This window comes from Thermococcus sp. JCM 11816 (genome assembly GCF_055396515.1).
Map to the genome: position 1 here is coordinate 992,455 of NZ_AP043741.1, position 24,164 is coordinate 1,016,618.

Here is a 24,164-nt window from a genome sequence, read left to right on the forward strand (position 1 = left end):
CTCCACCTCACAGGAAGCGCCGATAATAGCGGTGGTACTCCCTGAGGTAGTCCACGACCCTCTTGCCGTACTCTGTGAGACGGTAGTACTTGAAGCCGTTCCTGCTTATCTCCTCGACAAGACCCAGGTAAACGAGGGAGCTTTCGTTGTTGTACCTATTCCCAAGACCCACCAGCGCCCCACGGACGTTGGAGGGGTCCGAGCCGATTACCCGAGCTATCTCGGACAGGTAAGTTGCGGATGGGTATATCTCATTGAGATACATCAATATCCTCTTTCTGAGCTCGCTGCGGTGAAGGGAGCGCAATACCTGTGGTTCGATTACTACCGAGTTCATCCTGTCACCTCCGGAAATTCTGTGGCTGATTGTAGCCTGCTGATATTGACTGAGCATGTTGCCACAGTTTTATTAGCGGTTGAAAAGTATATAACTTTTTCGTATAGACTATGTCCCTTATTTAGCCTTAACGCCCATTAATAAGAGAACATCCAGTCACATTGCCACCCTTCAACATAGAATTTTATTACCAATCAGTTGCAGGATATCCAACACAGGTTGTTCGACAAATAGATTAAGAAAAAAGCAAAATTCTCAAAGTCTCTTAATCAGAAGCCCAAATAGTACAGCCAGCAGGACTATACCCGCCGGCCCGCACGTTCCCTTTTTGCCCTTGAGGGCACTGACGTCAATCACGTAGAACTCCGAACTGGCAGTCCCAACAACAGCTCTGTCCCCGAGGACGGCGATGCTCCTTACATAGCCGGTGTTAGGGACACTTCCGACGACCTCTCCGCTCTCTGGGTCAAGAGCATAGAGGGAACCGACGCTGTAGATGTACGTTGTACCGTTCTCGGTCTTCTGCTCAAACTTACCCACGCCAACCAGGAGGAGACCGTCTGAGTAGGCCATCACTTTGGCCCTATATGGAAGCTCTTGCTCCCAGATCACCTGGCCCGACGGAAGTCTCAGGGAAATTACACTGCCGTTTTGCCCATTGTACCCCGAGACATAAGCGGTATCCCCAACCACGAGGATGTCCTCCACATAGAAGGCACTCCCCTTCATCAGTACTTCTCCATTGGGGGACACCAGATAAATCTCGCCCCTTGAATTGTCAAAGCCCGTTCCCAGGAGCGCACTGCCGTTCCACACCTCCATGTCCCTGACCCAGTGGCCGAGGGTTATGTTCCATAGGGGCCTTCCATCGAGGGAGAACGCGTAGAGCGACCCAAACTGGTGCGAGAAAGAATACCCCGATGGGAACCCCGAGGAGGCATAGATGACTCCCCTTCCAACCCGAACCCTGGAGAGCATGTCATCAACGGAGACGTTCCATATAAAAGTTAGATTTTTTCCAAGGTTAACGGCGTAGAGACTGCCCCTGTAGGTTACCGAAGAGTTCGGGCCGGATATAAAGTAGTCACCGCCGGCTGCGTAGATGACGCCATCTTTAACCGTGAAGTCGTAGAGCTTGCCCATAGTGTTGGCCACGGAGAGGATTCTGCTGGAGTTGTCAAAGAGTATCAATCCCCCCATACTGCCCGCGAGAACACCCCCATCGATCGGATGGAGCTTGACAACGTAACCAGAAGCATTCTCCCACAGCTTTGAGCCGTTTAAGGAATACGCATAGAGCGTTCCAAGGTAATACACTCCTATCAGCCCCGAGGAGTTCGCGACCTGACGGTAGGAGCAGGCAGCGTAGATGGTGGTGTTTGTAATCGCCACAGCCTCAATACTCTTCTGATACTGGACATCACTGCACACCGAACCCTTCCACAGCACTGGGTTTTCCGAGCTTGAAACGGCCGGGAGAGTCAGCATCGCGATGATTAGCAACAGCGCCGAAACACCCTTTACCTTTCCCATGGTTTTCACCAAGAAAAGGTAATGAAAAGATTAATATAAAACCTTGCCGATCTCTACCGTGGTGGGAAGATGGAAAAAGAGCTGGACCTCAGGGAGGTCCTAGCAACAGGAGAACAGATACAGGAGATAATAGCACGGGCCATCATCGACAGAGAGTTCCTCAAAGAGGTAATCAGTCTCCTCGACGATGATCTCTGGACGGTTCAGAAAAACGCACTCAGAGTTATTTCTGCAATAATGGAGGAAATACCCTCACTCCAGGAAGCCCTTGTTACGAAACTAATGGTCATGGTTCGGAAGAGCGAGGCCGTTCCACTAACTCAGGAAATAGCAAGAACATTCGGCTTACTGGCAAGGATTAACCCCGAGGAAGTCAGAAAAGTTGTGCCGATAATCTTCGCAAACTACCGCCTTGGTGATCCAAAGATTAAGATAAACATGACTTACGTGCTTGAAGAAATCATGAGGGCAAACCCATCACTCCTCAGCGGAGTTTTCAAAGACATAGGAATATTGCTCACATCAAAGAACAATGCAGACAAGCTCGCCGCCCTCAACTTCATCGCAGCACTTGGGGATAACGGGCTTAAGTATGTGACTCCGTTCCTTCCAAAGCTCTTTGCGCTCCTAAATGACAAGGACGAGGTTGTTCGCGCGAGTGCAGTCGAGACCCTTGAGAAGCTGGCGGAGAAAAACAAGAAGCTCCGCGTTATAGTCATCGAAAAGCTCAAGGAAATGAAAGACCCAAGCGACCTAGTAAAGCGCAAAATCGAGGAAGCCCTCTCAAGACTCCTCCTCCTTGAGAAGGAGTGATTCCTGCTCAGTGTTCTCGCTCGAAGTCCTCTCCTGGAGGAGCATCTTAAGGGCATCTTTGAGCTTTTCGTTCTCCCTACGCAGTCTCTCGTTTTCCTCCTTTAAAACGTCCATCTCCGCCACTGCCGCCTTTACCTCTCCCAGAATCTTCTCAAACTTCGAGCGCGGAATGAATTCCTTCTTGATTATCTCAATGGCAGAAGAAACATCCCTGGCACCGGTAATCTCAAGCAGCTGCTTTTCAACTGCCTTCATTTTCCTAAGCTGGACCTCATAGGCGTTAATCTTTTCTCCCAGCTTCTCAACCCGCATGGTCATTTCATCCATCAATGCCAGTCTCTTTCTCAGTTCCTCAAGCTCCCTCTCCTTTTCGAGCAGCTCTCTTTTCAGGGCTTCATTTTCCCTGGCAAGGCCCTTCAACTTGACGTTTTCCTGGACGAGCCGTTCGTAGTGCTCCTGAATCTCTTTGAGTGTTCTTGCAAGTTCAACACCCACCGAGAGCGTCTCCTGCTCTAGCTCCTTCTTAAGCTCCTCAACCTTTTCGGCAACTATCTTCCTCATTTCCTCATCAAGCTTCTGAGAATAGGCGCCCTCCAGCCTTTTATAGAGCTCAGCAGGAAGCCCCTCGAGCTTCTCCTCAAGCTCGTTCATGCGGGGGATTATCGCCTCCACACTGTCCATAAAGAGGGTTCTCTGTTCCAGGGTGGAAATCCTGTCCTCAAGCTCCTTCAGGCGCTTTTCAAAAGAAGCATTCTGCTCCCGCTGGGTGCTGTGGAAGTAGTCAAGATTAGAAGACAGCCTCTCTATTCTCTCACTAAGGTGCCCCCTCTGAATTTTAAGCTCCCGGATAAGGGCGGCTATAGCCTGGAGGGATATCAGATGATAAGCTCCTAGGTTTTCCGCCTCGGGAATAATCGACTTAATCTCGTCCCAATTGTGTAAACTCTTCAGTTCCTCAATTATCTCGGGATGATTCTGAACTATGTAATCCCAATCCCCCTTGCCCCCCTTGGATTTGCCGAGCATAACAACCGACCAGAAACAGTAACGTTTCAAAATTTAAATAGCTTTTGTGTAGATAATTACGACAGAAGGTTAGTGGCCGGCGGCGTTCCCGGTTTCCCGCCCCCTCTCGGAGGGCAGTACACCCGGGAACGCTGGCGGGCTTAACTTCCGGGGTCGAAACGAGACCGGGTGTGGCCCCGCCGCTATGGCCGCCGTGCCGTTTCATAGCTCCAGAGATGACTTTATAAACTTTGCGGTCAAGCGAGTCACGATGGAGGAGCTCATAAAACTAATTCACCTTGAGAGAAAGCCCGCATTAACCCCTGAAAGAAAGGTTAAAGACTTCCTTGAAACCCTGCAAAGGACCAAAAATGGAGAGGATATCAGAGTTAGAGGATTCATTATTCTGAGAAAACCTCCAAACGCGCCCAGAGACGGGATTTACTACCTGCTCTCTCCACTCGCTCCCTCCGAGATGAAAAGCTACCGCGGACCCAGGGCTTACCTCGTCGTCAAGATAAACGAGGACACAAGAATAGACGCAAGGATACAACCTGGTGAATACGTAGAGGCTGAGGGAATACTCGACGCTTATCCTTTCGGAACTCTGAGACTGCTCCACGCGAGGAGAATATCGCCGGCAGACTACTCCGAATACTGGAAGGACTACCGTTCGCTGGCGCTGTCAAAAAGCGAACTTGAGAACTTAGTCTCGGATACTATCTACGCCAGCTACGAGTTAGAGAGGGCAATCATGTATTCCATCCTTACAGCACCCTTTGTGGTTGGCACGAACTGGCTTGATGGGTTCACGCTTTCGGGGTTCAAAGGACTCGAGGGCTCAAAGAACGTCACGCTTTCCCTGTGGGAGGCTCTAAAATACATTTACTCCCTGCTCCCCTGGGAGATGCAGTTGAGAAGGGACAGATGGGGAGAAGTTGAGGACGATGGCTTTCTAGGGATAGACTTCAGGTTCACGTGGCCATCAAGAGCGGGCCCCCTTTACTATGTCCCCCACAACAAGACCCTGCTAGAGAGTGAAGTTCCAGTCCCGAAGTGGGCCCTGAAAACCTTTGAGAAAAAGGAGGCAACTTTCCTTACGCCGAGAGCAGGGATAAGACCCGAGGATGAAGCAGCGCTGCTGGCCGAGACGCCGTTTGTCCTGACAGAGCCAGTAAGTTATGAAAAAAACAGGGAGCTTGAGGAGCTGATCCCAAACCTGATAGTTACCGTAATGCTCGCCAGGGAAAGGCTCGGTACCCTAAACCCCTGGGATCTTAAGGACTATGGAAGAAAATTTGAGAATTTTCTCGCAAAGAACAGACGGGAGTACGGCGAGCTGTTCGATGCGCTCACCCTCTCCGGGAAGGTCTTCAACGCGAACCTGCGCTACCGTCTGGGAGCGAGGCTGTTGGGTTCAATGGCCCGTCTGGAGGGACGGCTCTCAAAGCCGCTGATAACTGACCTAATCGGGATTTACCAGGAACTCACCGACCTCTGGGTAAACGAACTCCCCGAAAGGGAGAAGCTGAGGCTTGTGAGGGAATATGAGCGGTACGTCGGGAGTGATAAGCTCGCCGGCAGGGCACTCGGAATCTTTGCTGACCTAGAGGCAACGAGGAAGGACGGCACAGTTTCGAGGGAAGAGTTCATAAGGGCGCTCGTGGAGTACGGGATTGCTAAGGGTAAGGCCGAGGAGATAGTAGATAACCTCCTCCGCGAGGGCTACCTTTACGAACCTCTCCCGGGTAAGCTCAGGCTAATAAGGTGGTAGCATGGGGAAAAAGGACATCAGGAGAAAGGAGCAGAGGGAAAAGAAGAGGATAGCCCGCGAGAGGGTGGAAACCCTTTTCACACTCGCGGAGAGGGTCTTCCCGTATTCGCCAGAGCTGGCCAACAGGTACGTAGAAATAGCCCTTGCTGTTCAACAGAAGGCCAAGATAAGGATGCCGAGGAAATGGAAAAGGCGCTACTGCAAGAAATGCCACTCCTTCCTCGTCCCGGGTGTGAACGCGAGGGTAAGGCTCAGAGACAAGCCCTATCCCCACGTCGTCATAACGTGTCTGAACTGCGGCAACATAATGCGCTATCCATACCTGAAGGAGAAGAAAGCTCGGAGGAAGTATACCTCTAAATCAACCGAGAATGGCAACGGCCCTGACTGGACTTCCTGAACCACCTTCTATTTTCAACGGGAACGCTATGAACGTGAACTCCCTTCCAAGAACTTCTTCAAGGTTTGCCAGGTTCTCGAAGATTGGAATCTCCTCTGAGAGGAAGATCGTATGAGTCGTCTCGTCCCCTATCGTCATATAATCGGTTCCAACGGCCTTAACTCCCTCGGCAACGAGGAAGAGGGCAACCTCTGGGGAAAGCTCCCTGCCGCCAGTGAGGAACAGGACTATCTTGCCGTAATAGCCAGAGTCGGGGATTTCCTCAAGCCTGACCGGGCCCTCCCCACCGCGGACATCAATGACAAAAGCTTTGCCGATGAACTTATCGAGTGGAAGCTCATCTACGGTCTTTCCGCCGGGAACAAAGTGGGCTGGGGCATCCACATGCGTCCCGGAGTGCTCTCCCATCTTTATGACGTTCATGTAGTAGCCGTCGGTATCCATGAAAGCCCACGGGCGAACCTTTATCTCCGGGTCGCCGGGATAAACCGGCGTCTCCTCATTGAGGGGAAGGGAAAGGTCAACTATCATAGACCCACCACTGAAATTTTGAGCTAATCCATATAAACCTTTTCGGACTATTCCTTCTGCCGAACCCATTTGAGGCCGTTCTCAACGACCGCTTCAAGCTCTCCCCTGTTGTAGAGTTCCGCTATTAGGGCCCTCGCAGGCACAAGGTTCAGGGAAAGCTTCTTGGGGGTGATCTCAACCCCCAAAGAGCGCATAATCCTGAAGGCAAGCTCATCCACAGACAGAGGTTCTCTGAGAAACTCCAAGGCAAGCTTCTCAGAGTCTTCGACTCGTTTGATATTGAATTCGAGAGTTTCAATGGCTTCTTCACCCGAGACTGATTTTCCGTGGGATGGTATCAGGAGGTAGCCTGAGCCTGCATACTCTCGCAGAGTCTCAAGGGACTTCCTGAAAAGCCCAACATCCACGAGGTACGGCAGGCCAACCGACTGGAGGAGCCTCTCGCCAAAGAAGGAGTCCCCAGCGTAAATTAAGCCGTTCTCCTCATCTAAAAAGCCCGTCATGCCGGGGGAGTGGCCGTTGAGCTGAACTGCCTTCAAGCCGGCTATTTCATCGCCCCACTCAAAAACTCCGTGAGCTTTTACTTCCTCCGGAAAAGCATAGGCCAGAAAACCCTCTGGAGCCTTTGAGCCAAATGTCAGAATCTCCCTGTTGAGAGGGCTTTCGGCTATTGAGAACTCAAAGCGATGGGTGAGGAGGGGAGCGTCGATCTTTGGACATACCGAGACGTGGTCGGCGTGCCCGTGGGTTGCGAGCTGGAGATTTACCTCAAGTCCGAGCTTCCCGACTTCCCTCCTCAGGTCCTTGTGCCTCCCGCTTCCGTGTCCGGGATCAACGAGGACGGCATTTCCCTCATGAATCCGAATAAGAGTCGAGGGACTTCCTGGGTAGAGGTAAGCGCTGTCTCCGAGCTTTCTAACTCCCATCGTTTTCACCAAGGGGAATTGTTTTCAAAGCAGATAAACCTTCCCGGGGAGAGGCTTTTAAGCTCCCCCGTTGAGTTAAGGTCGGTGAAGTTTATGGACTGCACGAAGGATTACTGCGTTAAGGACATCTCCCTGGCACCGAGCGGGGAGAAGAAGATAGACTGGGTCTCCCGCTTCATGCCGGTTCTCCAGCACATCAGGAAGGACTTTGAAGAGAGGAAACCGTTTAAGGGCGTTAGGATAGCAGCGACTCTACACCTTGAGATGAAGACTGCCTTTCTGCTTCTGACGCTGAAAGCGGCTGGAGCCGAAGTTTCGGCAGCTGCCAGCAACCCACTCTCCACCCAGGACGATGTAGTTGCCGCTCTGGCAAAGGCGGGGGTCAAGGTCTACGCTATAAGGGGAGAGGACAGGGAGCAGTACTACGAGTTCATGCACAAGGCCCTCGACGTAAAACCAAACATCATCATAGACGACGGAGCGGACATGGTGAGCACGGTTTTGAAGGAGAGGCAGGAGCTGATTCCCGAAATATGGGGGGCAAGCGAGGAAACCACAACCGGCGTCATAAGGCTCCGTGCCATGGAGAAGGATGGCGTCCTCAAGTTCCCGATCATAGCGGTCAACGATTCCTACACCAAGTACCTCTTCGACAACCGCTACGGGACGGGACAGTCCACTTGGGACGGCATCATAAGGACGACGAACCTCCTCGTCGCTGGAAAGAACGTCGTCGTTGTCGGCTACGGCTGGTGCGGAAGGGGCATAGCGATGCGCGCCAGAGGATTGGGTGCAACTGTCATCGTGGTTGAGGTCGACCCCATTAGGGCACTGGAGGCCAGAATGGACGGATTCCTCGTCATGGACATGATGGAGGCGGCTAAGGTAGGCGACATCTTCATAACTGCCACTGGCGATATCAACTGCATAAGGAAGGAGCACTTCGAGCTCATGAAGGACGGAGCTATTCTCGCAAACGCCGGCCACTTCGACGTCGAGATTTCAAAGCCCGACCTTGAAGAGCTGGCCGTTGAGATAAGCGAGCCAAGGCCGAACATCACAGAGTACAAGATGGCAGACGGGAGGAGGCTCTACCTCCTTGCCGAGGGCAGGCTTGTGAATCTAGCCGCTGCCGACGGTCATCCAGCGGAGATAATGGACATGAGCTTCGCGCTCCAGGCGAAAGCCGCTGAGTACATCAAGGAGAACCGCGGAAGGCTTGAGCCGAAGGTCTACGTTCTTCCGAGGGAGATAGACGAGATGGTGGCGAGGATAAAGCTCGCCTCGATGGGGATAAAAATTGAGGAACTCACAGAAGAGCAAAAGAAATATCTGGAAAGCTGGGAGCACGGCACCTGACTCCCTTCCATTTTTGAGGTGGGAGTATGGAGTTCGAGCCCCTCAAACTAGTCCCCCTCGGCCACGTGAGAAAGGACGAGGAGCTTCATGAGACGTTCATTGAAATCCTTCCTGAGTTCAGAGGGGCCATTGATGGTCTCCGCGAGGGGGACTGGATAAAGCTCGTCCTGTGGTTCCACGAGAGCGACACCCCTGCCAGGCGGAGGGTCCTTAAAGTTCATCCCTACGGCAACCCAAAGAACCCGCTCACTGGAGTTTTCGCGACGCGCTCACCTTACAGACCGAACCCGATAGCGCTCTACACAGTCAGGATACACAGAATAGATGAAAACAGGCTCTATATTGATTGGATTGATGCTCACGACGGAACGCCCGTGGTGGACATAAAGATATTCGTCGAGCGCTACGACTGTCCCAAGGAAGTCCCCATAGAGGAACGGGAAGCCCACGTACGGGAGGGCAGAATGATAGGTGAGGTGAACATCATCCCGCGGAGGAGCGAACATCTGGATGAGCTTGAGGAGGTCTCACCTGGGGAGTACGATGCCCTCATCCTTGAAATCGGCCCAAAGACCACGACACTGACTGCCAGGGAGCTGAAGGACTTGATAGAAGCTCTAAAAGAGGTTTACGATAGCCTTCCCGTTGAGATTAAGGACAAGCTCGGTGAACTCGAATGTTGAGGGGAATTATCTTCGACGTTGACGAGACCCTCGTTTATTATGAGGGTTACGACCATAAAAAGTGGTTCGAGGAGTGGGTCAAGCCGGAGCTTGAGAGGCACGGTATAAAACTTGACTACGAGCTTTACTCCAAGACAGCCCGCCTGGAGCTCCCCAGGACTTACGTGAAGAAACTCGGCATAGACCCAATCGAGCTGTGGAAAATCATTGACGCGGCGAATAACAAATATCGGAAGAAAATGCTCGCCGGGGGGAAGATAAAGGCTTTTCCCGACGTTTTGGCACTCGAAGAGCTGAAAAAACTGAACCTTAAGCTCGCGGCAGTGAGCAACGCCTCCCTCGAGAACACCCTCCTCGTGCTGAGGGCCTTTGACCTTGAGAAGCACTTCGACCTCGTCCTAGGGAAGGACTACTCGAATCTCGACGGGGTGAAGCCCAGTCCGTATCTGATTCAAAAGGCGCTCAAAATGCTCAACCTCCGGCCGGAGGAGGCTATAGTTGTGGGCGACAGTTCGAACGACGTCCTAGCAGCTCACGGGGCTGGAGTTAAGGCCGTAAACGTGATCAGGTTTGGAAAGGTTGAAGGAGCAGACTACTACGTGAAAGACCTCTGGGAGCTCATGGAGCTTGTTAAAGGCATGTTATAATGGGAGTTTAACAGTCGTCATAACGCCTCGGTTTTTCTTTTAAAATATCCTTAAAAACTCTAAAGTCCTTTACTAACTATGAGAGTGGTCAACATGGAGGAGCTCACTTTTAAGTGCGAGCGTTGTGGGGCACCGCTTGAGGTTTCTCCAGAGACGATAATAGCGGTCTGTCCCTACTGCGGTTATCCGAACCATATAAGTGGCAACATAAAGACCGAGAACATCTACATCGTCCCCTCCCTCGACAAGAACACGATAGCCCAATCCTTCTGGAAGAGGGTCGAGAAGGACTTCGACTTGAGGAGAATAAAGGATGACATCCAGATAGTCGGGATAGAGGGGCACTACGCTCCCTACTGGGCAGGAAACGTGCACGTTGAGGGAACTGTAAGGTATATGAAGCGCGAGCAGGAGTGCCACACGGATTCCAAAGGAAATACCCACTGCCACACGGTCGAGATGCACTACACGGAGAGGGTGAACGAGAACCTCTCGCTCCTCGGCTCGGCCAGGAGGCAAGTAAAGAGCCTCGGCGTTGAAGATATGGTAAAGCACTTCTCAAAGAGCAGGCCGAAGGAGAAAAAACTCCTTGACCTCGACGAGGAGAACTGGGGCAAGATAAAGCTCGAAATCCTCAACACGGAGATGGACGAGCTCCACGCGAAGCTCATGATGAGGGAAGACGCCGTGGACGTGATAAGGAACCGCTTTTTAGCGAAATCCGACAGGATAGAGCGGTTTGATATACACGCATCAGAACCGGAAAACGTCAGGCTCATCCTCCTTCCTCTGTGGACGGTCTACTACAGGTACGGCAACTCGATATTCCAGACGGTCTTCGCGGGCTGGGATGGAAAGGCAGTCGCTGCCACCGAGCCGATGAACCTGTTCAGAAGAGCCGAATACCTGGCAGGGGCAGGGGTCGGGGCGCTGATAGCGGCCTTCGGCGGGGCATTGGTCTCAACATCGCCGGTCTTCGGAATAATCGCGATGGTCGGCGGAGCAGTCCTCGGCTGGGTCGCAGGGAGTAAGGCCCTCGAAGGGCAGAGGGTCGAGAGGGAAGGCTCCCTGGGGGTGATCTGATGGAGGTAACCTGCCCCGTCTGTTCAGCCACATTCAAAGTTCCAGATACAGTAACCGTTGCGACCTGCCCATACTGCGGGGCAACGTTCAAGGTTGAAAGCGGCGAGAAGGTTGGGGAGCACTTCTTCTTCCCGCCGATGAGGGAAGACCCCGCTGGAAAGCTCCTCAAGTTCCTCTCAAGGCAGTACGGTGCCCCGGCTGACATAGTGGACGCGAGGATAACTAAGAAGGAGCTCCACTGGGTTCCGGTCTACTTCTTCTACCTCCACGGGGGGGACAAGTACAAGGAGACCGTTGAAGAAGTCCGCTTTCTCGGGATTCCAGCAGGTTCGCCCTTCAAGACGCTCCTGATGAACTACCCGTTCCCGGTCAGGGGTAAGAGGTTCTTTGACGAGGCCATAGTGAAGAAGGGAAAGTACTACGAGCCGGAGATGCCAAGGGAGAAGGCGGAGGAGATAGCCCGCTCCCACATAACGACGGCGTTGCAGCAGGAGGTGAGGGAGGAAAGCGCCAGAACCGGTGAGTTCGAGCTTGAAGTGGTCTTCCAGGGTCTTGTGCACTACCCAGTCTGGGAAGTCCACTATGAGTACGATGGCCAGAGCTTCGTCAACTTCGTTGACGGGACCGATGGAAGGGTGATAAGAGCGGAGTATCCGCTGATGAGCGAGGCCAGGAAGAGGGCTACTCTCCTCGGCATCGGACTTATCGGTGCCGGGGCGGTGCTCGGAATCATAGCGTCGGCCTACACTGGAACAGTCTGGGGACTCATCGGCGGCCTCGTTGGGGGAGGCGCCGGAGCCGCAGGAGTCTTTTCAAAAGGCTCTGTTAGCAAGAGGGTTGTTAGTGAGGTTATGGGGGTAATGAAGGGCAACACATACTTCATGCCCGTTTGAGGTGGTATTATGGGGAAGGAAACTTCGATATGGGAAAAGCTTGAGCTCGTCGTTCCCGGCTTCCACGGCTACAAGAAGAAGGAGCTCCTGAGGGAGGACGACAGGCTTGTGAGGGCAAAGGTAGCAGAGATACTCGCAGGGGCAAGGAGAGAGCTCGAAAGGGCCCTACAGAGGTGCGCAATGGTGAACTGCAACATGCTTATGGCAATAGAGGACATGAGGAAGAGGCTGGTTATGCTCGAGGGGAAGGTCAAGCACGCCGAAGCAGGCTACGCCGGCTTTTTTGACAGGGTGAAGATAAAGGAGAAGGAGCTTGAGAAGCTCATCGAGTACGACGCGAAGATGATAGAGCTGGCCGAAGGGATCAGGGATAAGGCCGGCGCAATCTCCGGAGCCGTTGCCGATCCTCAAAGACTTGGTGGGGAGGTCTTCGCCCTCGATGACATGCTGAGGAACTTCGAGGAAGTCCTCGAAGGAAGGAGCGCAATACTGAGGGGTGAGTGATATGGTGCAGGTTATTGAGTGGGTCAATCCAGGAGAGGACGAGATAATCTGGAGGTACCCAAACGAGGTCATAAAGTGGGGCGCCCAGCTGGTAGTCCACGAGTATGAAGTTGCGGTCTTCATGCGCGACGGGAAGGTTTACGACGTCTTCGGGCCGGGCAGGCACACGCTGACGACCCAGAACCTTCCATTGCTTTACAAACTCGTCGGCGGGAGCAACAGCCCGTTTAAAGCGACGGTAATCTTCGTCAGCACCAAGGAGTTCCAGGGAAGGTACGGAGGCGAGACGCAGACGAGAGAGCTCGCTCCCATAAAGTACTACGGTGTCTACTGGTTCAAGGTTGCTGATCCTGTCCAGTTCCTGACGGAGGTCGTAGGTGGCCAGAGCCTCTACGACACGAGCGACGTTACGAAGTTCATCCGCGCTTACTTCAACGAGGGCATGATGAAGCACCTCAGCTCCTACTCCATCGTTGATCTCTTCCAGAACCTCGACATGGTCAGCACGCAGGTCAAGGTAAAGCTCATGGAGGACTTCAGGAGGCTGGGCCTTGAACTTGTAGATGTGAAGATAGAGGGCGTGAACACGACAGACGAGTGGAGGCAGAGGCTCTTCTGGATAATGCAGACTGGCAACGCCCAGGCTGTAATGCAGTTAGATACCGCGAAGCAGGTTGCTGCTGAACTCGGAAAGAGCGGAAGCGCCTCGGTTGGCACAGGAATGGTTCTCATTCCCCAGCTGATGCAGCCGCAGGCCCCGGCTCAGCCCGCCCAGCCCAATGCTGGAGGTGGAGTTCCTCCGGCAGGATACCAGAACCAGCCGGCACAGCAACAAGCCCAACCGCAGGCCCAACAGCAGGAGATATGCCCGTACTGCGGCAAGCCCCTTCCACCTGGAGCGAGGTTCTGTCCCTACTGCGGCCACGAGATAAAACGCTGTCCGAACGGCCACATAGTTCCTGAAGGAGCGAAGTTCTGCCCGGTCTGCGGGGCAAAGATTGAATGAGTCTTCTGCGTTTTCAAATTTTCAATTTTAAAAGACGTGGACGGCACTTGCCTTGAAGCCCACCCACACGTTTTTTCCGGCCTCGAGCCCCAGCTCCAGCACCGAAGAGCGGGTAACGAATGCTGAAAGCTCCACTCCACCGGCCTTTAGCCTTACGCGGACGAGCGGACCGAGCTCCTCAATGCCGACGACTTCGGCCTGGAAGGTGTTTCTCATCGAGCTCTTCAGAGGTTCATCAGACAGCACGATGTCCTCGGGCCTTATCCCGACCCTGATTTTTCCAGAAGCCTCAATGGGGAGCTCTATCACGAGGCCGTTTGCGCGGAGAACTCTTCCCTCGGCTATGCCCTCAACGATATTTTCAAAGCCAAGGAATTTCGCAACTTCCTCGCTCGCTGGCCGTGAGAACACTTCTCTAACAGGGCCAACTTGAACGAGCCGTCCATTGAGCATGACCCCGACCCTATCGCCCAGGCTCACGGCCTCCTCAAAGGAGTGCGTGACATGGAGGGCTGTGAAGCCAAGCTCTTTCCTCCACCTTTTCATTTCGTTAATGAGTCTTCCCCTTGTCTGTACGTCAAGGTTGGCAAAGGGCTCATCCAAGAGAAGAAGCTCGGGTTCAACTGCAAGAGCCCTCGCTATCGCTACCCTCTGCATCTCACCGCCGCTCAGGGTCTTCGGCTTTCTTTTGAGAAGGTGGGAAATGCCGAGGACTTCCGAGAGCTCTCTTACTTTCCGCTCAATTTCGGCTTTCGGAACCTTCCGCACTTTCAGGCCGAAGGCTATGTTGTCGAAGACGCTCATGTTCGGGAAGAGGGCGTAGTTCTGGGGTATGTAAGCCAGGCCCCTTTTCTCGGGCGGCAGGTCAGTTATGTCCTCCCCGTTCAGGAATATCCTTCCAGAGTCGGGCTCTATTATCCCCGCTATCACTTCAAGAAGAACCGTCTTTCCAGCACCGCTTGGCCCGAGTACTATAAAATGCTCCCCCTTCTCTACCGAGAACGTTACATCCCTTAGATGAAACTCACGGTAGTCCTTGGAGATTCCTTCAACCATAAGAACCATGATTCTCACCGAGCAATAGCGTTTAGGAATTCTTTCAATCCCGACTCGTTCAAAAACTCCTCCACGAGCTCCCTGTTTTCCCTGATTAGTTTCTCAATGAAGTTTCGGTACAGTCCCGACATAGAGTCTCCACCATAGTTCCGGGCGATTGCCAGGAGATGCATGATATCCTTTGGGGTGAGCTTTCTCCCCAAGTCTTTCCTGAGCTGACTTATAGAACCCTCTAGCTTTGAGAGGCTGCTTTCCTTCTTAGCTAGAAGAGCCATTAAGAGTTCAAGTTCTTTTTTTAGATCGATGTCCCTTGCATCAAAATCAACTTCCCCAATTCCAAATGGAATGACCTTTATCCCGTTTATCATGAGATATCCATCTTTTACATCGGGTTCAAAACCCCCACTCTGCAAAGTGCTTTTAGCCCAGTTTAAGATGCTCTCCTCGGTATCAACGTCCCTCGCAATCCCGATGATGGCGGGTGTATCCTCAAGCCTCTCAATCGCTTTGAAAATCAATTTAAGGGCGTTTTTTAGATTGTCCTTTCCGTTGGCGTGCCACACAACCAACCTAGTATCATCTTTACTCAGGCAGATTGCCCGTGATAGTCCTTTCTTTTTCGGACCTTCTTCTAAAACTGGAAGATCCTCACATTTGGCCTCTTTGAATCCATAAAGCTCTTTTATCAAAGGAAGAAAGAAACTAACATCAGTCCGACCTTCCAAAAGCAAAAGCCTAGTCTCCATGTTTCATCCCCTCAGATCCAATCCCAGGGTTTCCCTTAGTTCTTGCGATTCTTCAAAGGTTTCTATTGAGGCTTTTACGTTTCCGTTCTCACGCTTCATGTAAATCACCCTTCCATCAACCTTGCTTTCTAAGCCATATTTGATTAGCATGTCGATAAGCTCAATGCTGTGGGTGGTTAAAAACACCTGGACATCGTTTTGCTTTGCCCCTTTAACGAGGGTCTTGGACATGACCCTCAGGGACTTGGGGTGATGGAAGGCCTCTGCGGAGTCTATGAGAAGGTATCCCCCCTTTAAAAGCGATGCCAGAAACGCTATGATCATCGCGTTTTTGAATCCTTCTCCCATTAAGTAATATGGATAAACACCATATTTGGTCTCGACGTGGAGTATCCATTTATTTGCTTTGAACAGGGGACTAAACCCCTCAACCTCAGGATAAGCCTCGTTAAGGATGTTTATGCTTTCTTTTACAACCTTCCTCTCATAGCCAATGGAGTAGAGGCTCTCAACATATCCAAACTTACGGAGAGTCAGAGGAGTTATGAATTCAAAATTAAGACTGGGGTCAAATTTTGATGAAAGCAGGGATATAGACAATACATTGTTGTCAACTAGATTATGAATCTGAAATCCCGCACTAAACTTTGGATGCTCCTCATCGATCTGTTTTAGCGTAACTTTAAGGGTGGGCAATGCATTGAGTCCGGACATCTCCTTTTTTAGCACAAGCTCCCATGAAGCATCTATCTTCGTAGATACAATCCTAGCAAGTTCTGCCTTTGAATGAAATAAGTCCTCTATAGCCTGAGAACCATACCATCCGCGCCATATCAGGATTTCTTGAAGAGCGCTCTTAACTGACTGAATTCCTCCAAAAGCCGCCAAGAAAAGAGATAACGCCTCAAGCACGCTCGACTTGCCTGCGTTGTTTTTACCCGCAATTACATTAATCTGACCAAGATTACTCAGATTCAGCTTTTTTATGCCCCTGAAGTTCTCAATCTGAAGAGATGTTATCATAGCTCTCCCCTCTTCGTTATCGACGCTACTCTAATTAAAGTTTTATCCTCAAGCGTTCTTCCTCCCCACCAGCCAGCGGAGTATTACGAAGATTCCGAGGCTCAGGCTCACCATAATCACTGCTATAGGCCTCGATGCTCGCAGTCCGTAGTTGTTGAAGTACTCCAGGATGAGAACCTGGGCAGTTTTAGGGTAGTAAGCGACTATCAGTATCGCACCGACCTCGCTTATTGCCCTCGCCCACGTCATTATCGCCCCGCTCGCTATGGATGGAAACGCCATCGGGAGTGAAATAGACAGAAACGCCCGCCAACGAGAAGCACCGAGGGTTCTGGCGACGGCTTCAAGCTTCTCATCAACCGCAAGAAACCCATCCCTTGCGGCGTTGATCGTGAACGGAGCAGAGACGAAGAGCATCGCGGCTACTATCCCCTTATAACTGTCGAGGATTGAGTTTGAGAACGTGACGAGAAGCATTATGCCGACGACTGAGTGCGGTATGACTATCGGAACGTCCACCAAAGCCTGAACCGCGCTCTTTCCGGGGAAATCTTTTCTCGCCAGGACGTAGCCGAGGGGGACACCGAAGAGAAGGGCTATCAGGGCGGTCGCGGTCGCGGTTAGAAGGGAGTTTCTGATGGCCTCTATCACATACGGATCGTGGAGGGTTTTAACAAGCATTTCCACGTCGGAGGCCTGTTTGAGGAAAATAACCGCTATCGGGACGGCTATGTAGGCTATCAGGAAGGTCCCCAGTGCTGCAAAGAGGTAGAGGGTGTAGTCCCGGCGCATCGCTCCAAAGTTGGAGGAATGCTTATTTAAGAGTTGTGGGTTTGTTAAGCTAAACTGCTTTCTCCACAAAGCCAAATTTCTACCAAAAACTATTTAGTGCTCCAAGAATATATCAGTTTTGGTGAGAGCATGGAAGTAGTTGTGAAGAGGATAGACGCGCAGGGAAGGCTCCATCTCCCAAAGGAACTCAGGGAAAAGCTCGGTGATGAAGTAATCATCGTTGATTTGGGCGACAGAGTTGAGGTTCTACCACGGAGAAAGGCCAACCTGAAGAAGTTTTTCGACAGCGTTGAAGTAGAAGAGCTGAAAGAATGGGAAGAACTCAAGCGGGAGCTGTGGGAGTGATGAGGTTCATTGACGCCAATGTCTTCATTTACGCCTTCTTGCGGCCTAAGAAGGAACCGCCAGAGAACGTCCGCATGATGAAAGAGGTTGCCAAGGAGATACTCAAGAGAGTAAGCGAGGGAGAGGAAGTTGTCACAACAGTAGTACATCTCAGCGAAGTTGCAAACGTCATCGAAAGCCGTACAGGGAAGAAAAAGGCAGCTGAGATTCTCCTGACGCTTTTAACTATGGAAAACCTGAAGGTTCTCGATGTATCCTATGGGGACTACCTGAAGGCAACACTGATAGCAGAGGAGAAGAACCTCGGCATAAACGACGCACTGGCTTACGTGAAAATGAAAGAAGAGGGGATAGGTGAAATCTACACCTTTGACAGGGACTTTGAAAAGCTTGACATCAGGGTTGTCCTGGAGTAAGCTCCCGAACCTCGACCAGCCCCTTTATCTCCTCGGGCACGTTTCCGAAGGCCACCGGCGGGTTCAGGAAGTCCTGGTGGTTCTCCCTGAATACCTTCCTGCCCTCCTCCCCAAGCAGGAACTTGAGGAATTCAATCGCCAGCTCCCTGTTTGGTGCGTCCTTGAGCACTGTAACACCGTAAACGATGGGCTTGGCTTTTATTGTCTTCCCGGTCGAACCGAGGGTTATCTCGACCTGTCCGTAGTAGTCGGCCTTGCTGAAGTCCTTGAGGTTGATCTCGTCCGGCAGGGTGATGTAGCTGAGGTTGTGCTGTTCGGCGACGCTCTTATAGATGAAGAAGTAGTCTAGGCTTCCGGACTCGACGAGGCCAGTTAAGTCGGTCTCCTTCGGCCTTATGACGATCCTGTTGTTCTTAACCTGAATTTCCTTCGGGGCGTAGATGTGCGTGCCGTTGGCGTAGATGTTAGTATTCTTCTCCACCAGCGTCTCAAAGATGGGCTTGCCGTAGTAGAGGTCGGCAAGCTTCATAACCATTACCGAGCGGTAGCCGCAGGGGTCCTGGTTAGGGTCTGAGAAGCCGAAGGAAACGTCATCGCGTGCCAGTATCTCGTACCACTTCTCTGGATGGGCCTTCATCTCGTCGGCGTACTTGCTCTCCTCTGTGAAGGCTATGACGATCTCGTTGGTCGCGAAGAGGACGTAGAAGTCCGTGTAGTTGGGGACGAGCATCTGGGGTATGAGGGTGTAGTCGGCGGTTGCCACTATGTCGGCCTTCCTGTGCAGGTCGGTGACCTTTCTAACTGCCATAACGCTCCCGCTCGCCTCGTCCTGGAACTTCACCTTGAGGCCGAGGTTCTTCTCAGCATATGCGGAGAACTCGTTTTCGAGCCCCTGGAAAGGTATGCTGAGGGAACCCGCATGGAAAACTATCAGGGTTGTCTCCTTCTCAGATGTGTTGGCATTTTCCGAAGAGCTCGATATACAGCCGGCCGAGAAAACGGCCAGCAGAAGAACCGCGGTCAGCAACAGTCCGACCTTTCTCATTTGAACCACCGTAAAGAGGACAGAAGTGGGTAATTTAAACGTTTTGGGTAAACAAAAGAATTAAAGCAAACGCTTTTGTTTTCTCATGTCTTCGAGGCCGTCAACTATATCTTTGAAATGCCCGTAGAACTCGCTACTCCTGAGGTTCTCAAGGACATTCCAGAACTCGTCGAGGCCTGAAGCCCCGGCGGACTCGTACTCAAGGGCCTGGATTAGCATTTCAAGCTTGTCGGCGAACCTGACGAGCCGGCCTTCCAGCGTGCTCCCCTCCTCATACTCAAGCCAGAGTTGGTAGTATTCTTCGGGAAGCGGACTGGTTTTCAGAAGGTCTTCAACGGCCTTTCTTTCCGCTTCGGACTTGTCCACGTACTTGAGGGCCGGCTGGGGGATATCTGTTATCCTCGCCTCCCCAATGTCGTGGAGGAGGGCTATTCGAACGGCTTTATCGGGGTTGATTTCAACGCCCCTCTTTTTAAGCTCGTCTGCCAAGAAGAAAGTTATCAAAGCCACCCTGAAGGAATGGTCGGCTATGCTCTCCGGATTTGGAACGCCCCTCAGAACCCAGCCTGTCCTCTTCAGCTTCTTCAGGTTACCGAGCTCAATGAAAAGCCCCAGCATGGTCATTCCTCCGTGGTGAAGATGGCCCTTTCGGTCTCGATGGCGGTCGCTATTATTCTGTCTCCAACAAAGCGGCCGTAGACTTTCACGGTGTCCCCTTTTCCAACGCACGGACTTCCCGCGAACTCGACGGAGAACCCGTGGATCTTGAACGTTGTCCTCCAGCTGGGGAGCTCCATCGGGAGGAACTCCACGAGAGGCTTGTCCTCCACGACCCCCTCAAGAACGATGTTTTTTCCCCTAAATTTTCTCGTTGAGAGGTCGTCGGGGGTTACAACGTAATAATAGTGATGGCCCAGCTTGATCCTCTTCATGCTCATCACCTTTATATCCCGTCCGCTCTACCACTTTATGGGTGGTGGTATGATAAAGGTTGCGATTATAGGTGCTGAGAACGTTGGCAAATCAACGCTTATGAACGCTCTCATCGGTGGGAAAGTGAGTGAAGTCGAGAACCTGCCGGGGACAACAAAGGGAGTCATCCGGCGGCGCTTTGGAAAGCTTAAGATACCCAAGGGCATGAAGAACCCCTACGGTGGAGCCGACGAGTTCGTTCTCATTGACACTGCCGGTCTCTTTGACCCGGAGAGGGAGCTCAGAGGAAAGGTTCTGAGCGAGGAGAAATTCCGCGAAATAATCAATGAGATAACCTCGGCCGACATCATTATCCACATGGTTGACGCGACGGTCGGCCTTCATAGGGGGATGGAGAAGCTCCACCATATGCTGAAGTTCCGCTACGAGAAGCCCATAATAGTGGTTATCAACAAGATTGACCTCGTTCCGCGGGAGCGCGTCGAGGAACTGAGGGAAATCATAAAGAAGAGACTTGAGCAGGAGCCGATAGCACTGTCGCTGGTTACCTACGAGGGCTTTAATGAACTGCTTGAGAGGATAGCCTACATGGCCCAGTACGTGTAATCACTCCTCCGGAAACTCGGGGCACGGGCAGACCATCACGTAGACCCGCCTGTGCCTCGGGCCGTCAAGCTCGACGAAAAGAATCCTCTGCCAAGTTCCCAGCTGGAGTTCGGCCTGGTCTATGGGTATGACGACCTCCGGGTTCAGGAGCAGGGAAGCCCTGAGGTGGGCGTGGGCGTTGCTGTCTATCCTGTCGTGGGAGTAGCCGGCACCCTTCGGGATCAGCTCCTTCATCTTGGCCTTGAAGTCCTCGATTAGGCCGCTCTCATATTCGTTTATCATGAGGCCTGTCGTCGTGTGGTGTGTGAAAACAACCGCTATGCCGTGCTTCACCTTTGATTTGTAAACCATTTTTTGAACTTCGTCCGTTATATCTATTATCTGGAGCCTCTCCTTCGTCGATATGGGTATTTCATACAGCATCTCAATCACCTCAGCTCCTCGAGAATGCCCTTAAGGAGCTTTTTCGGATCAGTTTCCTCTCCAAAAACAACGGCCTTAAGCAGGACAGCTTTTTCATACGCGCTGGCTAGCTCTTTGTTCCCATTTTCAATGACTTCCTCCCTCAGGATTGAGTATATCTCATCAACGGCGTCCTTAAACAGAACCTCATGGGAAAAATCAACGTCGGGAGAAGCCATAAAAACTACCAGATCGCGCACGAACTCAACCTTGTCTTGGGACTTTCTCTTCAGCAGACGGATAACTTCCATTCAGGTTCCCCCCACGCTCAGTGCCCTAACCAGTATTTCTGACATTAGTAATGAAGCAAACTTCCTGTCCCTGACTTCGAGGGCGGCATCTATAGCCTCTTCTATTTTGTTCTGTTTCAAGTAGCTTCTGGCAACGTCCGCAAGAACTATCGAGCGGAGCTTGGGATTCTGGAGTACAACCCCGATATTTCTAGCCGTCTCAACGTCCCCCAGCAGAGTGTAGTACCTGGCGACCTTTACCCACATGGCTTCTGATCTAACCCTCCTCGCCACGGCCTTGACAACTTCCTCAAGGGCCTTTGTCGGATGCTCAAGGATTTTATCCATCAACAACTTTCCAACGATACGTGCCTCATCATCGGAGAGAACTTCAAGAAAACCCGGAATAACCGCGGGATTTTTGTCCAGAACCTCAAGTGCAACTTCAGAGATCACCTGAACTGAATCATCAAGATTGCGGAGCATTCCAACGGCAATATCCGGTTTCCCAGCAAGCAGAAAAGCCTCTGCAAGCTCCACAACAAAATCGGCACCAAAACGCGAGCTGAAATCATCCGCCAGCTCAGAAAGCCCGCTTATGAACTTGTCTATGACGCCCATCCTGCCCAAACTAAAGGTAAGTTCCTTGAAGGCAACCTTAGCCCAATCTGGGGATTCTATTTCCCTAATCGTGGCCAGCGCCCTCTCATAACTCCCCACCGCAATAAAAGCCTTTGCCAGCTCTATCAGGGCCTTTGAGCGATATGGCTCGTCAGTTATATACTCAAGCGCCAGCTTGATTTTCCTGAGCTTGTAGGCCGCCTTTAGGGAGCTGTCCTGAATTAACCTGCTCCCCGCCCGGACTATGGAGAAGAGAGTGGCCTGTGCAAGTTTCTTATCCGAAATTTCCGTCGCGAGTGTTACGGCCTGTCCGAGGTTCCCGAGGCCCACTAGGTACCTGACGGCAAGTGCTAAAATTTCGTCTCTAACTGGAGGAGATAAAGCAGAGGAATCTTCAACCACCCTCAGAAACACCTTGTAGTACGCTTTGATCCCAGCTTTTCCCATGTGGTACCCTATGGCTAGGGTTGCCCTGAGTAGAAGTTCGGGATCGTTTATATCGTTCAACGCGTCAAACGCCTTCAAAAACGCCTCCTTATAAAGGGGATCCTTCCTGCGCACAAGCGTCTCACCTAACCTGGAATAGGTTACCGCGCGCGTATATGGATCAGGTATGATGTCAGCTGATTTAAGAACCTCAACCGTCAGCATAGGTGGTCACCGTGGACTCATGTTTTTGATTAAATCCCAATTATATTTACGCGGAACCTTTTTAAAAGCTTACTCAAAGCGCAATCCATGTATGGAGTAATCTTAGGAAAGAATTCAGAGCTCAGCCGTGCTGAATTTTACTCTTTCGGGAGAAGATTCGGACTAAAAGTTAAATCGATTGAGGAAGAGCATAACTGGATAGTCTTTGAATCCAAGCCTTCGGTGGAGAGATATTTCCGGTGGATAGGCGGTTCTCTCAAGCTCGTCAGGATAGTTGGGGAGGGAGAAGAGGCTCTGGAGGAGCTGGAGTACTCCAGGCTTTTTACGGTCAGTCTCTACGGGAAGAGCGACTGGAAGCTCTGGCGCAAGCTCGGAAGTGAGATAAAGAAGAGGTTCAAAGAGAAGGGATCAGCTAAGTTCTTCAAGCCCGCAAAAACATATGCCATGCCCGCGGAGCTCATCCTCAAGGGCTTTCCGGAGGTTAAGGACTTCGTCTTTCTGTTCAGGGAAGACGGGAGCTTCCTCGTCGGCGAGACGATCAGAGTAACGGACCCCTTCGAGCTGAAGAAGCTCGACGTCGAGAGGCCCGTCCAGAAGCCCATCCTCTCGATTCCGCCGAGACTGGCAAGGATAATGGTGAACCTGACGGAGGTTAGAAAGGGGAGCTTCCTGGATCCGTTCTGCGGCATTGGAACGGTGGTTCAGGAGTTCGTTCTTCAGGGGCTTACTGCCTACGGGAGCGACCGCGACGAGGGGCAGATCAGGGATGCCAAGAAGAATCTCACCTGGCTGAGGAAAGAGTTCCGGCTCAAAAACTCGGCTCACTTAGAAGTCTGCGACGCCAGAAAGCTGAAGAAGTGTTTTAGACAGAGATTCGATGCGATAGTCACCGAACCCTACCTCGGAAAGCCCCTCAAAAGACACCCGAGTAGGGGCGAGGCCATAAAGCTGGCCAACGAGCTCGACCGCTTCTATTATTCGGTCTTCGAGAGCTTTGCCGACGTTCTGAAAAGAAACGGAAAGGTTGTCTTTGTCTTCCCGGCCTACAAGCTGAGCGGCGGTGGAATATACCGGAAGGAAAGGAAGTGGCTCGGGAAGCTCGGCTTTGAGGTTCTCGGAAGATACCTTGACTACGAGGAGAGGCACAGAGTTGTCAGGGACATCCACGTGCTGAGGTATAGAGGATAAACCGTTATAAGCAGAGCGGCGTAGTAAGAGCGGTGATAGCGTGGGAGACATAGTGGTCAAGGTCCCCCCGAGTGTGGACGAAAAGCTGGCCGATTTGATAGCAAAGACTATCGCGGAGAGACTGAAAACCCTCGCAAGGCTCAATGAGATGCTCAAGAACTCCGAACTCTCAGAAGAGGATGCAATAGAACTCGGACGGAAGGCGAAAATGGGAAGGGGCGAGTACCTTGAGAGAAGATATTCTTCTCGTAGTTAACACGAACGTGCTATTCTCTTTCTTCGGGGAAATCAACAGTAACCAGAGAGCTCGTGTTCTTGCTATCGGGGAGACTTATAAGTCCCGAGTTTGCACTGGAAGAGCTTCACGAGCACAGGGACGAAGTCCTGAAAAAAGCAAAGATCGGAGAGAAAGAGTTCGAGGAGATACTGTCCGTTCTTAAAGAGCATGTCATATTCGTAAACGAGGGGTTCTACGCCGAGTTCATACCTCTAGCACTCGAATAACCCCCGACAAAGATGACGCTGACTTTGTGGCACTGGCCCTAAAAGTAAAAGC

General features: G+C 51.8%; 31 protein-coding genes and 1 rRNA gene. 16 read left to right on the plus strand and 16 right to left on the minus strand.

Annotated features, from left to right (window positions below):
* Positions 1-7: 7 nt before the first annotated feature.
* Both ACZ5TN_RS05585 and ACZ5TN_RS05590 read right to left on the minus strand, forming a co-directional pair.
* The gene (locus ACZ5TN_RS05585) at positions 8-337 is read right to left on the minus strand and encodes a helix-turn-helix domain-containing protein (RefSeq protein ID WP_011248991.1); all 330 of its coding nucleotides are present in this window, start codon (positions 335-337) and stop codon (positions 8-10) included.
* A gap of 255 nt (positions 338-592) precedes the next feature.
* The gene (locus ACZ5TN_RS05590; protein ID WP_464917528.1) at positions 593-1,870 is read right to left on the minus strand and encodes an outer membrane protein assembly factor BamB family protein; all 1,278 of its coding nucleotides are present in this window, start codon (positions 1,868-1,870) and stop codon (positions 593-595) included.
* Between the two features lie 69 nt (positions 1,871-1,939).
* On the opposite strand from ACZ5TN_RS05590, the gene ACZ5TN_RS05595 reads away from it, so the two are divergent.
* Complete coding sequence (locus tag ACZ5TN_RS05595; protein WP_464917377.1) at positions 1,940-2,683, plus strand: PH0542 domain-containing protein; 744 nt, start codon at positions 1,940-1,942, stop codon at positions 2,681-2,683.
* Here the strand turns inward: ACZ5TN_RS05595 and ACZ5TN_RS05600 are convergent.
* Positions 2,654-3,709 (minus strand): hypothetical protein, encoded by a 1,056-nt coding sequence (locus ACZ5TN_RS05600; protein WP_464917378.1) that lies wholly within the window; start codon positions 3,707-3,709, stop codon positions 2,654-2,656. The two genes, ACZ5TN_RS05595 and ACZ5TN_RS05600, sit on opposite strands and share 30 nt — an antisense overlap.
* A gap of 74 nt (positions 3,710-3,783) precedes the next feature.
* Positions 3,784-3,905, minus strand: a 5S ribosomal RNA gene (rrf, locus tag ACZ5TN_RS05605).
* A gap of 54 nt (positions 3,906-3,959) precedes the next feature.
* Between rrf and ACZ5TN_RS05610 the strand changes: the two genes are divergently transcribed.
* Positions 3,960-5,462, plus strand: coding sequence for a hypothetical protein (locus tag ACZ5TN_RS05610; protein ID WP_464917379.1), 1,503 nt, complete (start codon positions 3,960-3,962; stop codon positions 5,460-5,462).
* A gap of 1 nt (position 5,463) precedes the next feature.
* The gene (locus ACZ5TN_RS05615) at positions 5,464-5,862 is read left to right on the plus strand and encodes a ribonuclease P protein component 4 (protein WP_464917380.1); all 399 of its coding nucleotides are present in this window, start codon (positions 5,464-5,466) and stop codon (positions 5,860-5,862) included.
* Here the strand turns inward: ACZ5TN_RS05615 and ACZ5TN_RS05620 are convergent.
* Both ACZ5TN_RS05620 and ACZ5TN_RS05625 read right to left on the minus strand, forming a co-directional pair.
* Positions 5,824-6,393, minus strand: coding sequence for a cyclase family protein (locus ACZ5TN_RS05620; RefSeq protein ID WP_464917381.1), 570 nt, complete (start codon positions 6,391-6,393; stop codon positions 5,824-5,826). The two genes, ACZ5TN_RS05615 and ACZ5TN_RS05620, sit on opposite strands and share 39 nt — an antisense overlap.
* Positions 6,394-6,440: 47 nt before the next feature.
* The gene (locus ACZ5TN_RS05625; protein ID WP_464917529.1) at positions 6,441-7,319 is read right to left on the minus strand and encodes an MBL fold metallo-hydrolase; all 879 of its coding nucleotides are present in this window, start codon (positions 7,317-7,319) and stop codon (positions 6,441-6,443) included.
* 93 nt (positions 7,320-7,412) lie between these two features.
* On the opposite strand from ACZ5TN_RS05625, the gene ACZ5TN_RS05630 reads away from it, so the two are divergent.
* From ACZ5TN_RS05630 to ACZ5TN_RS05660, 7 genes are all read left to right on the plus strand, one after another.
* Positions 7,413-8,678, plus strand: a complete 1,266-nt coding sequence (locus tag ACZ5TN_RS05630; RefSeq protein WP_464917530.1) for an adenosylhomocysteinase — start codon at positions 7,413-7,415, stop codon at positions 8,676-8,678.
* Between the two features lie 26 nt (positions 8,679-8,704).
* Positions 8,705-9,361: a tRNA (N6-threonylcarbamoyladenosine(37)-N6)-methyltransferase TrmO gene (tsaA, locus tag ACZ5TN_RS05635; RefSeq protein ID WP_464917382.1), complete on the plus strand. Its 657-nt coding sequence runs from the start codon at positions 8,705-8,707 to the stop codon at positions 9,359-9,361.
* Entirely contained in the window at positions 9,355-10,008 is a 654-nt protein-coding gene (locus tag ACZ5TN_RS05640) for an HAD family hydrolase (RefSeq protein WP_464917383.1), read from the plus strand. The genes tsaA and ACZ5TN_RS05640 overlap by 7 nt, the downstream gene beginning before the upstream one ends.
* Positions 10,009-10,101: 93 nt before the next feature.
* Positions 10,102-11,091, plus strand: coding sequence for a TFIIB-type zinc ribbon-containing protein (locus tag ACZ5TN_RS05645; RefSeq protein WP_464917531.1), 990 nt, complete (start codon positions 10,102-10,104; stop codon positions 11,089-11,091).
* Entirely contained in the window at positions 11,091-11,984 is an 894-nt protein-coding gene (locus ACZ5TN_RS05650) for a zinc ribbon domain-containing protein (protein ID WP_464917384.1), read from the plus strand. Before ACZ5TN_RS05645 ends, ACZ5TN_RS05650 begins: the two co-directional genes overlap by 1 nt.
* A gap of 9 nt (positions 11,985-11,993) precedes the next feature.
* Positions 11,994-12,488, plus strand: coding sequence for a hypothetical protein (locus ACZ5TN_RS05655; protein WP_464917385.1), 495 nt, complete (start codon positions 11,994-11,996; stop codon positions 12,486-12,488).
* Position 12,489: 1 nt separating this feature from the next.
* On the plus strand, positions 12,490-13,494 hold the full coding sequence (locus tag ACZ5TN_RS05660; RefSeq protein ID WP_011248977.1) for an SPFH domain-containing protein: 1,005 nt from the start codon (positions 12,490-12,492) through the stop codon (positions 13,492-13,494).
* Between the two features lie 27 nt (positions 13,495-13,521).
* On the opposite strand, the gene wtpC is transcribed toward ACZ5TN_RS05660, so the two are convergent.
* Genes wtpC through wtpB form a run of 4 tightly spaced genes read right to left on the minus strand, consistent with a single transcriptional unit; the run spans position 13,522 to position 17,111 of the window.
* On the minus strand, positions 13,522-14,559 hold the full coding sequence (gene wtpC / locus ACZ5TN_RS05665; protein ID WP_464917386.1) for a tungstate ABC transporter ATP-binding protein WtpC: 1,038 nt from the start codon (positions 14,557-14,559) through the stop codon (positions 13,522-13,524).
* Between the two features lie 5 nt (positions 14,560-14,564).
* Positions 14,565-15,296 (minus strand): DUF3226 domain-containing protein, encoded by a 732-nt coding sequence (locus tag ACZ5TN_RS05670; protein WP_011248975.1) that lies wholly within the window; start codon positions 15,294-15,296, stop codon positions 14,565-14,567.
* Between the two features lie 3 nt (positions 15,297-15,299).
* Positions 15,300-16,319, minus strand: coding sequence for an AAA family ATPase (locus ACZ5TN_RS05675; RefSeq protein ID WP_011248974.1), 1,020 nt, complete (start codon positions 16,317-16,319; stop codon positions 15,300-15,302).
* A gap of 48 nt (positions 16,320-16,367) precedes the next feature.
* Positions 16,368-17,111, minus strand: coding sequence for a tungstate ABC transporter permease WtpB (gene wtpB / locus ACZ5TN_RS05680; RefSeq protein WP_011248973.1), 744 nt, complete (start codon positions 17,109-17,111; stop codon positions 16,368-16,370).
* A 129-nt stretch (positions 17,112-17,240) separates the two neighbouring features.
* Here wtpB and ACZ5TN_RS05685 point away from each other — a divergent pair, with 129 nt between their 5' ends.
* A complete protein-coding gene (locus tag ACZ5TN_RS05685) occupies positions 17,241-17,456 on the plus strand; it encodes an AbrB/MazE/SpoVT family DNA-binding domain-containing protein (protein WP_011248972.1) in 216 nt (71 codons plus the stop codon).
* Positions 17,456-17,872: a type II toxin-antitoxin system VapC family toxin gene (locus ACZ5TN_RS05690; RefSeq protein WP_464917387.1), complete on the plus strand. Its 417-nt coding sequence runs from the start codon at positions 17,456-17,458 to the stop codon at positions 17,870-17,872. The genes ACZ5TN_RS05685 and ACZ5TN_RS05690 overlap by 1 nt, the downstream gene beginning before the upstream one ends.
* Here the strand turns inward: ACZ5TN_RS05690 and wtpA are convergent.
* From wtpA to ACZ5TN_RS05705, 3 genes are read right to left on the minus strand one after another with little or no spacing between them, the layout of a single operon-like run.
* Positions 17,853-18,917, minus strand: coding sequence for a tungstate ABC transporter substrate-binding protein WtpA (wtpA, locus tag ACZ5TN_RS05695; RefSeq protein WP_464917532.1), 1,065 nt, complete (start codon positions 18,915-18,917; stop codon positions 17,853-17,855). The genes ACZ5TN_RS05690 and wtpA overlap by 20 nt on opposite strands.
* A 60-nt stretch (positions 18,918-18,977) precedes the next feature.
* Positions 18,978-19,535, minus strand: coding sequence for an HD domain-containing protein (locus ACZ5TN_RS05700; RefSeq protein WP_011248969.1), 558 nt, complete (start codon positions 19,533-19,535; stop codon positions 18,978-18,980).
* Between the two features lie 2 nt (positions 19,536-19,537).
* Positions 19,538-19,849 carry a GTP-binding protein gene (locus tag ACZ5TN_RS05705; RefSeq protein ID WP_464917533.1) on the minus strand — a complete coding sequence of 104 codons (312 nt, stop codon included), beginning with the start codon at positions 19,847-19,849 and terminating at the stop codon, positions 19,538-19,540.
* A 49-nt stretch (positions 19,850-19,898) separates the two neighbouring features.
* On the opposite strand from ACZ5TN_RS05705, the gene ACZ5TN_RS05710 reads away from it, so the two are divergent.
* Positions 19,899-20,456, plus strand: a complete 558-nt coding sequence (locus ACZ5TN_RS05710; RefSeq protein WP_011248967.1) for an Era-like GTP-binding protein — start codon at positions 19,899-19,901, stop codon at positions 20,454-20,456.
* Here ACZ5TN_RS05710 and ACZ5TN_RS05715 read toward each other — a convergent pair whose 3' ends face one another.
* From ACZ5TN_RS05715 to ACZ5TN_RS05725, 3 genes are read right to left on the minus strand one after another with little or no spacing between them, the layout of a single operon-like run.
* Complete coding sequence (locus tag ACZ5TN_RS05715; protein WP_464917534.1) at positions 20,457-20,879, minus strand: secondary thiamine-phosphate synthase enzyme YjbQ; 423 nt, start codon at positions 20,877-20,879, stop codon at positions 20,457-20,459. It lies immediately after the preceding gene.
* A 5-nt stretch (positions 20,880-20,884) separates the two neighbouring features.
* Positions 20,885-21,169: a hypothetical protein gene (locus ACZ5TN_RS05720; protein ID WP_054840153.1), complete on the minus strand. Its 285-nt coding sequence runs from the start codon at positions 21,167-21,169 to the stop codon at positions 20,885-20,887.
* On the minus strand, positions 21,170-22,420 hold the full coding sequence (locus tag ACZ5TN_RS05725) for a tetratricopeptide repeat protein (RefSeq protein WP_464917388.1): 1,251 nt from the start codon (positions 22,418-22,420) through the stop codon (positions 21,170-21,172). It lies immediately after the preceding gene.
* An 87-nt stretch (positions 22,421-22,507) separates the two neighbouring features.
* On the opposite strand from ACZ5TN_RS05725, the gene ACZ5TN_RS05730 reads away from it, so the two are divergent.
* From ACZ5TN_RS05730 to ACZ5TN_RS05740, 3 genes are read left to right on the plus strand one after another with little or no spacing between them, the layout of a single operon-like run.
* Positions 22,508-23,608 (plus strand): DNA methyltransferase, encoded by a 1,101-nt coding sequence (locus ACZ5TN_RS05730; protein WP_464917389.1) that lies wholly within the window; start codon positions 22,508-22,510, stop codon positions 23,606-23,608.
* 40 nt (positions 23,609-23,648) lie between these two features.
* Complete coding sequence (locus ACZ5TN_RS05735) at positions 23,649-23,864, plus strand: hypothetical protein (protein WP_011248962.1); 216 nt, start codon at positions 23,649-23,651, stop codon at positions 23,862-23,864.
* Positions 23,865-23,917: 53 nt separating this feature from the next.
* The gene (locus tag ACZ5TN_RS05740) at positions 23,918-24,112 is read left to right on the plus strand and encodes a PIN domain-containing protein (protein WP_464917390.1); all 195 of its coding nucleotides are present in this window, start codon (positions 23,918-23,920) and stop codon (positions 24,110-24,112) included.
* Positions 24,113-24,164 lie beyond the last annotated feature (52 nt).

Excerpts from the sequence above, each read along its gene's own strand:
- ACZ5TN_RS05705 (WP_464917533.1), bottom strand. The coding sequence starts at position 19,849 with ATGAAGAGGATCAAGCTGGGCCATCACTATTATTACGTTGTAACCCCC.
- ACZ5TN_RS05730 (WP_464917389.1), top strand. The coding sequence starts at position 22,508 with ATGTATGGAGTAATCTTAGGAAAGAATTCAGAGCTCAGCCGTGCTGAA.
- ACZ5TN_RS05595 (WP_464917377.1), top strand. The coding sequence starts at position 1,940 with ATGGAAAAAGAGCTGGACCTCAGGGAGGTCCTAGCAACAGGAGAACAG.
- ACZ5TN_RS05655 (WP_464917385.1), top strand. The coding sequence starts at position 11,994 with ATGGGGAAGGAAACTTCGATATGGGAAAAGCTTGAGCTCGTCGTTCCC.
- ACZ5TN_RS05615 (WP_464917380.1), top strand. The coding sequence starts at position 5,464 with ATGGGGAAAAAGGACATCAGGAGAAAGGAGCAGAGGGAAAAGAAGAGG.
- ACZ5TN_RS05710 (WP_011248967.1), top strand. The coding sequence starts at position 19,899 with ATGATAAAGGTTGCGATTATAGGTGCTGAGAACGTTGGCAAATCAACG.
- ACZ5TN_RS05725 (WP_464917388.1), bottom strand. The coding sequence starts at position 22,420 with ATGCTGACGGTTGAGGTTCTTAAATCAGCTGACATCATACCTGATCCA.
- ACZ5TN_RS05675 (WP_011248974.1), bottom strand. The coding sequence starts at position 16,319 with ATGATAACATCTCTTCAGATTGAGAACTTCAGGGGCATAAAAAAGCTG.
- ACZ5TN_RS05645 (WP_464917531.1), top strand. The coding sequence starts at position 10,102 with ATGGAGGAGCTCACTTTTAAGTGCGAGCGTTGTGGGGCACCGCTTGAG.
- ACZ5TN_RS05685 (WP_011248972.1), top strand. The coding sequence starts at position 17,241 with ATGGAAGTAGTTGTGAAGAGGATAGACGCGCAGGGAAGGCTCCATCTC.
- wtpB (WP_011248973.1), bottom strand. The coding sequence starts at position 17,111 with ATGCGCCGGGACTACACCCTCTACCTCTTTGCAGCACTGGGGACCTTC.
- ACZ5TN_RS05630 (WP_464917530.1), top strand. The coding sequence starts at position 7,413 with ATGGACTGCACGAAGGATTACTGCGTTAAGGACATCTCCCTGGCACCG.
- ACZ5TN_RS05660 (WP_011248977.1), top strand. The coding sequence starts at position 12,490 with ATGGTGCAGGTTATTGAGTGGGTCAATCCAGGAGAGGACGAGATAATC.
- ACZ5TN_RS05650 (WP_464917384.1), top strand. The coding sequence starts at position 11,091 with ATGGAGGTAACCTGCCCCGTCTGTTCAGCCACATTCAAAGTTCCAGAT.
- ACZ5TN_RS05715 (WP_464917534.1), bottom strand. The coding sequence starts at position 20,879 with ATGCTGTATGAAATACCCATATCGACGAAGGAGAGGCTCCAGATAATA.
- tsaA (WP_464917382.1), top strand. The coding sequence starts at position 8,705 with ATGGAGTTCGAGCCCCTCAAACTAGTCCCCCTCGGCCACGTGAGAAAG.
- ACZ5TN_RS05640 (WP_464917383.1), top strand. The coding sequence starts at position 9,355 with ATGTTGAGGGGAATTATCTTCGACGTTGACGAGACCCTCGTTTATTAT.
- ACZ5TN_RS05690 (WP_464917387.1), top strand. The coding sequence starts at position 17,456 with ATGAGGTTCATTGACGCCAATGTCTTCATTTACGCCTTCTTGCGGCCT.
- ACZ5TN_RS05600 (WP_464917378.1), bottom strand. The coding sequence starts at position 3,709 with ATGCTCGGCAAATCCAAGGGGGGCAAGGGGGATTGGGATTACATAGTT.
- ACZ5TN_RS05720 (WP_054840153.1), bottom strand. The coding sequence starts at position 21,169 with ATGGAAGTTATCCGTCTGCTGAAGAGAAAGTCCCAAGACAAGGTTGAG.
- wtpC (WP_464917386.1), bottom strand. The coding sequence starts at position 14,559 with ATGGTTCTTATGGTTGAAGGAATCTCCAAGGACTACCGTGAGTTTCAT.
- ACZ5TN_RS05590 (WP_464917528.1), bottom strand. The coding sequence starts at position 1,870 with ATGGGAAAGGTAAAGGGTGTTTCGGCGCTGTTGCTAATCATCGCGATG.
- ACZ5TN_RS05700 (WP_011248969.1), bottom strand. The coding sequence starts at position 19,535 with ATGCTGGGGCTTTTCATTGAGCTCGGTAACCTGAAGAAGCTGAAGAGG.
- wtpA (WP_464917532.1), bottom strand. The coding sequence starts at position 18,917 with ATGAGAAAGGTCGGACTGTTGCTGACCGCGGTTCTTCTGCTGGCCGTT.
- ACZ5TN_RS05625 (WP_464917529.1), bottom strand. The coding sequence starts at position 7,319 with ATGGGAGTTAGAAAGCTCGGAGACAGCGCTTACCTCTACCCAGGAAGT.
- ACZ5TN_RS05620 (WP_464917381.1), bottom strand. The coding sequence starts at position 6,393 with ATGATAGTTGACCTTTCCCTTCCCCTCAATGAGGAGACGCCGGTTTAT.
- ACZ5TN_RS05670 (WP_011248975.1), bottom strand. The coding sequence starts at position 15,296 with ATGGAGACTAGGCTTTTGCTTTTGGAAGGTCGGACTGATGTTAGTTTC.
- ACZ5TN_RS05585 (WP_011248991.1), bottom strand. The coding sequence starts at position 337 with ATGAACTCGGTAGTAATCGAACCACAGGTATTGCGCTCCCTTCACCGC.
- ACZ5TN_RS05610 (WP_464917379.1), top strand. The coding sequence starts at position 3,960 with ATGGAGGAGCTCATAAAACTAATTCACCTTGAGAGAAAGCCCGCATTA.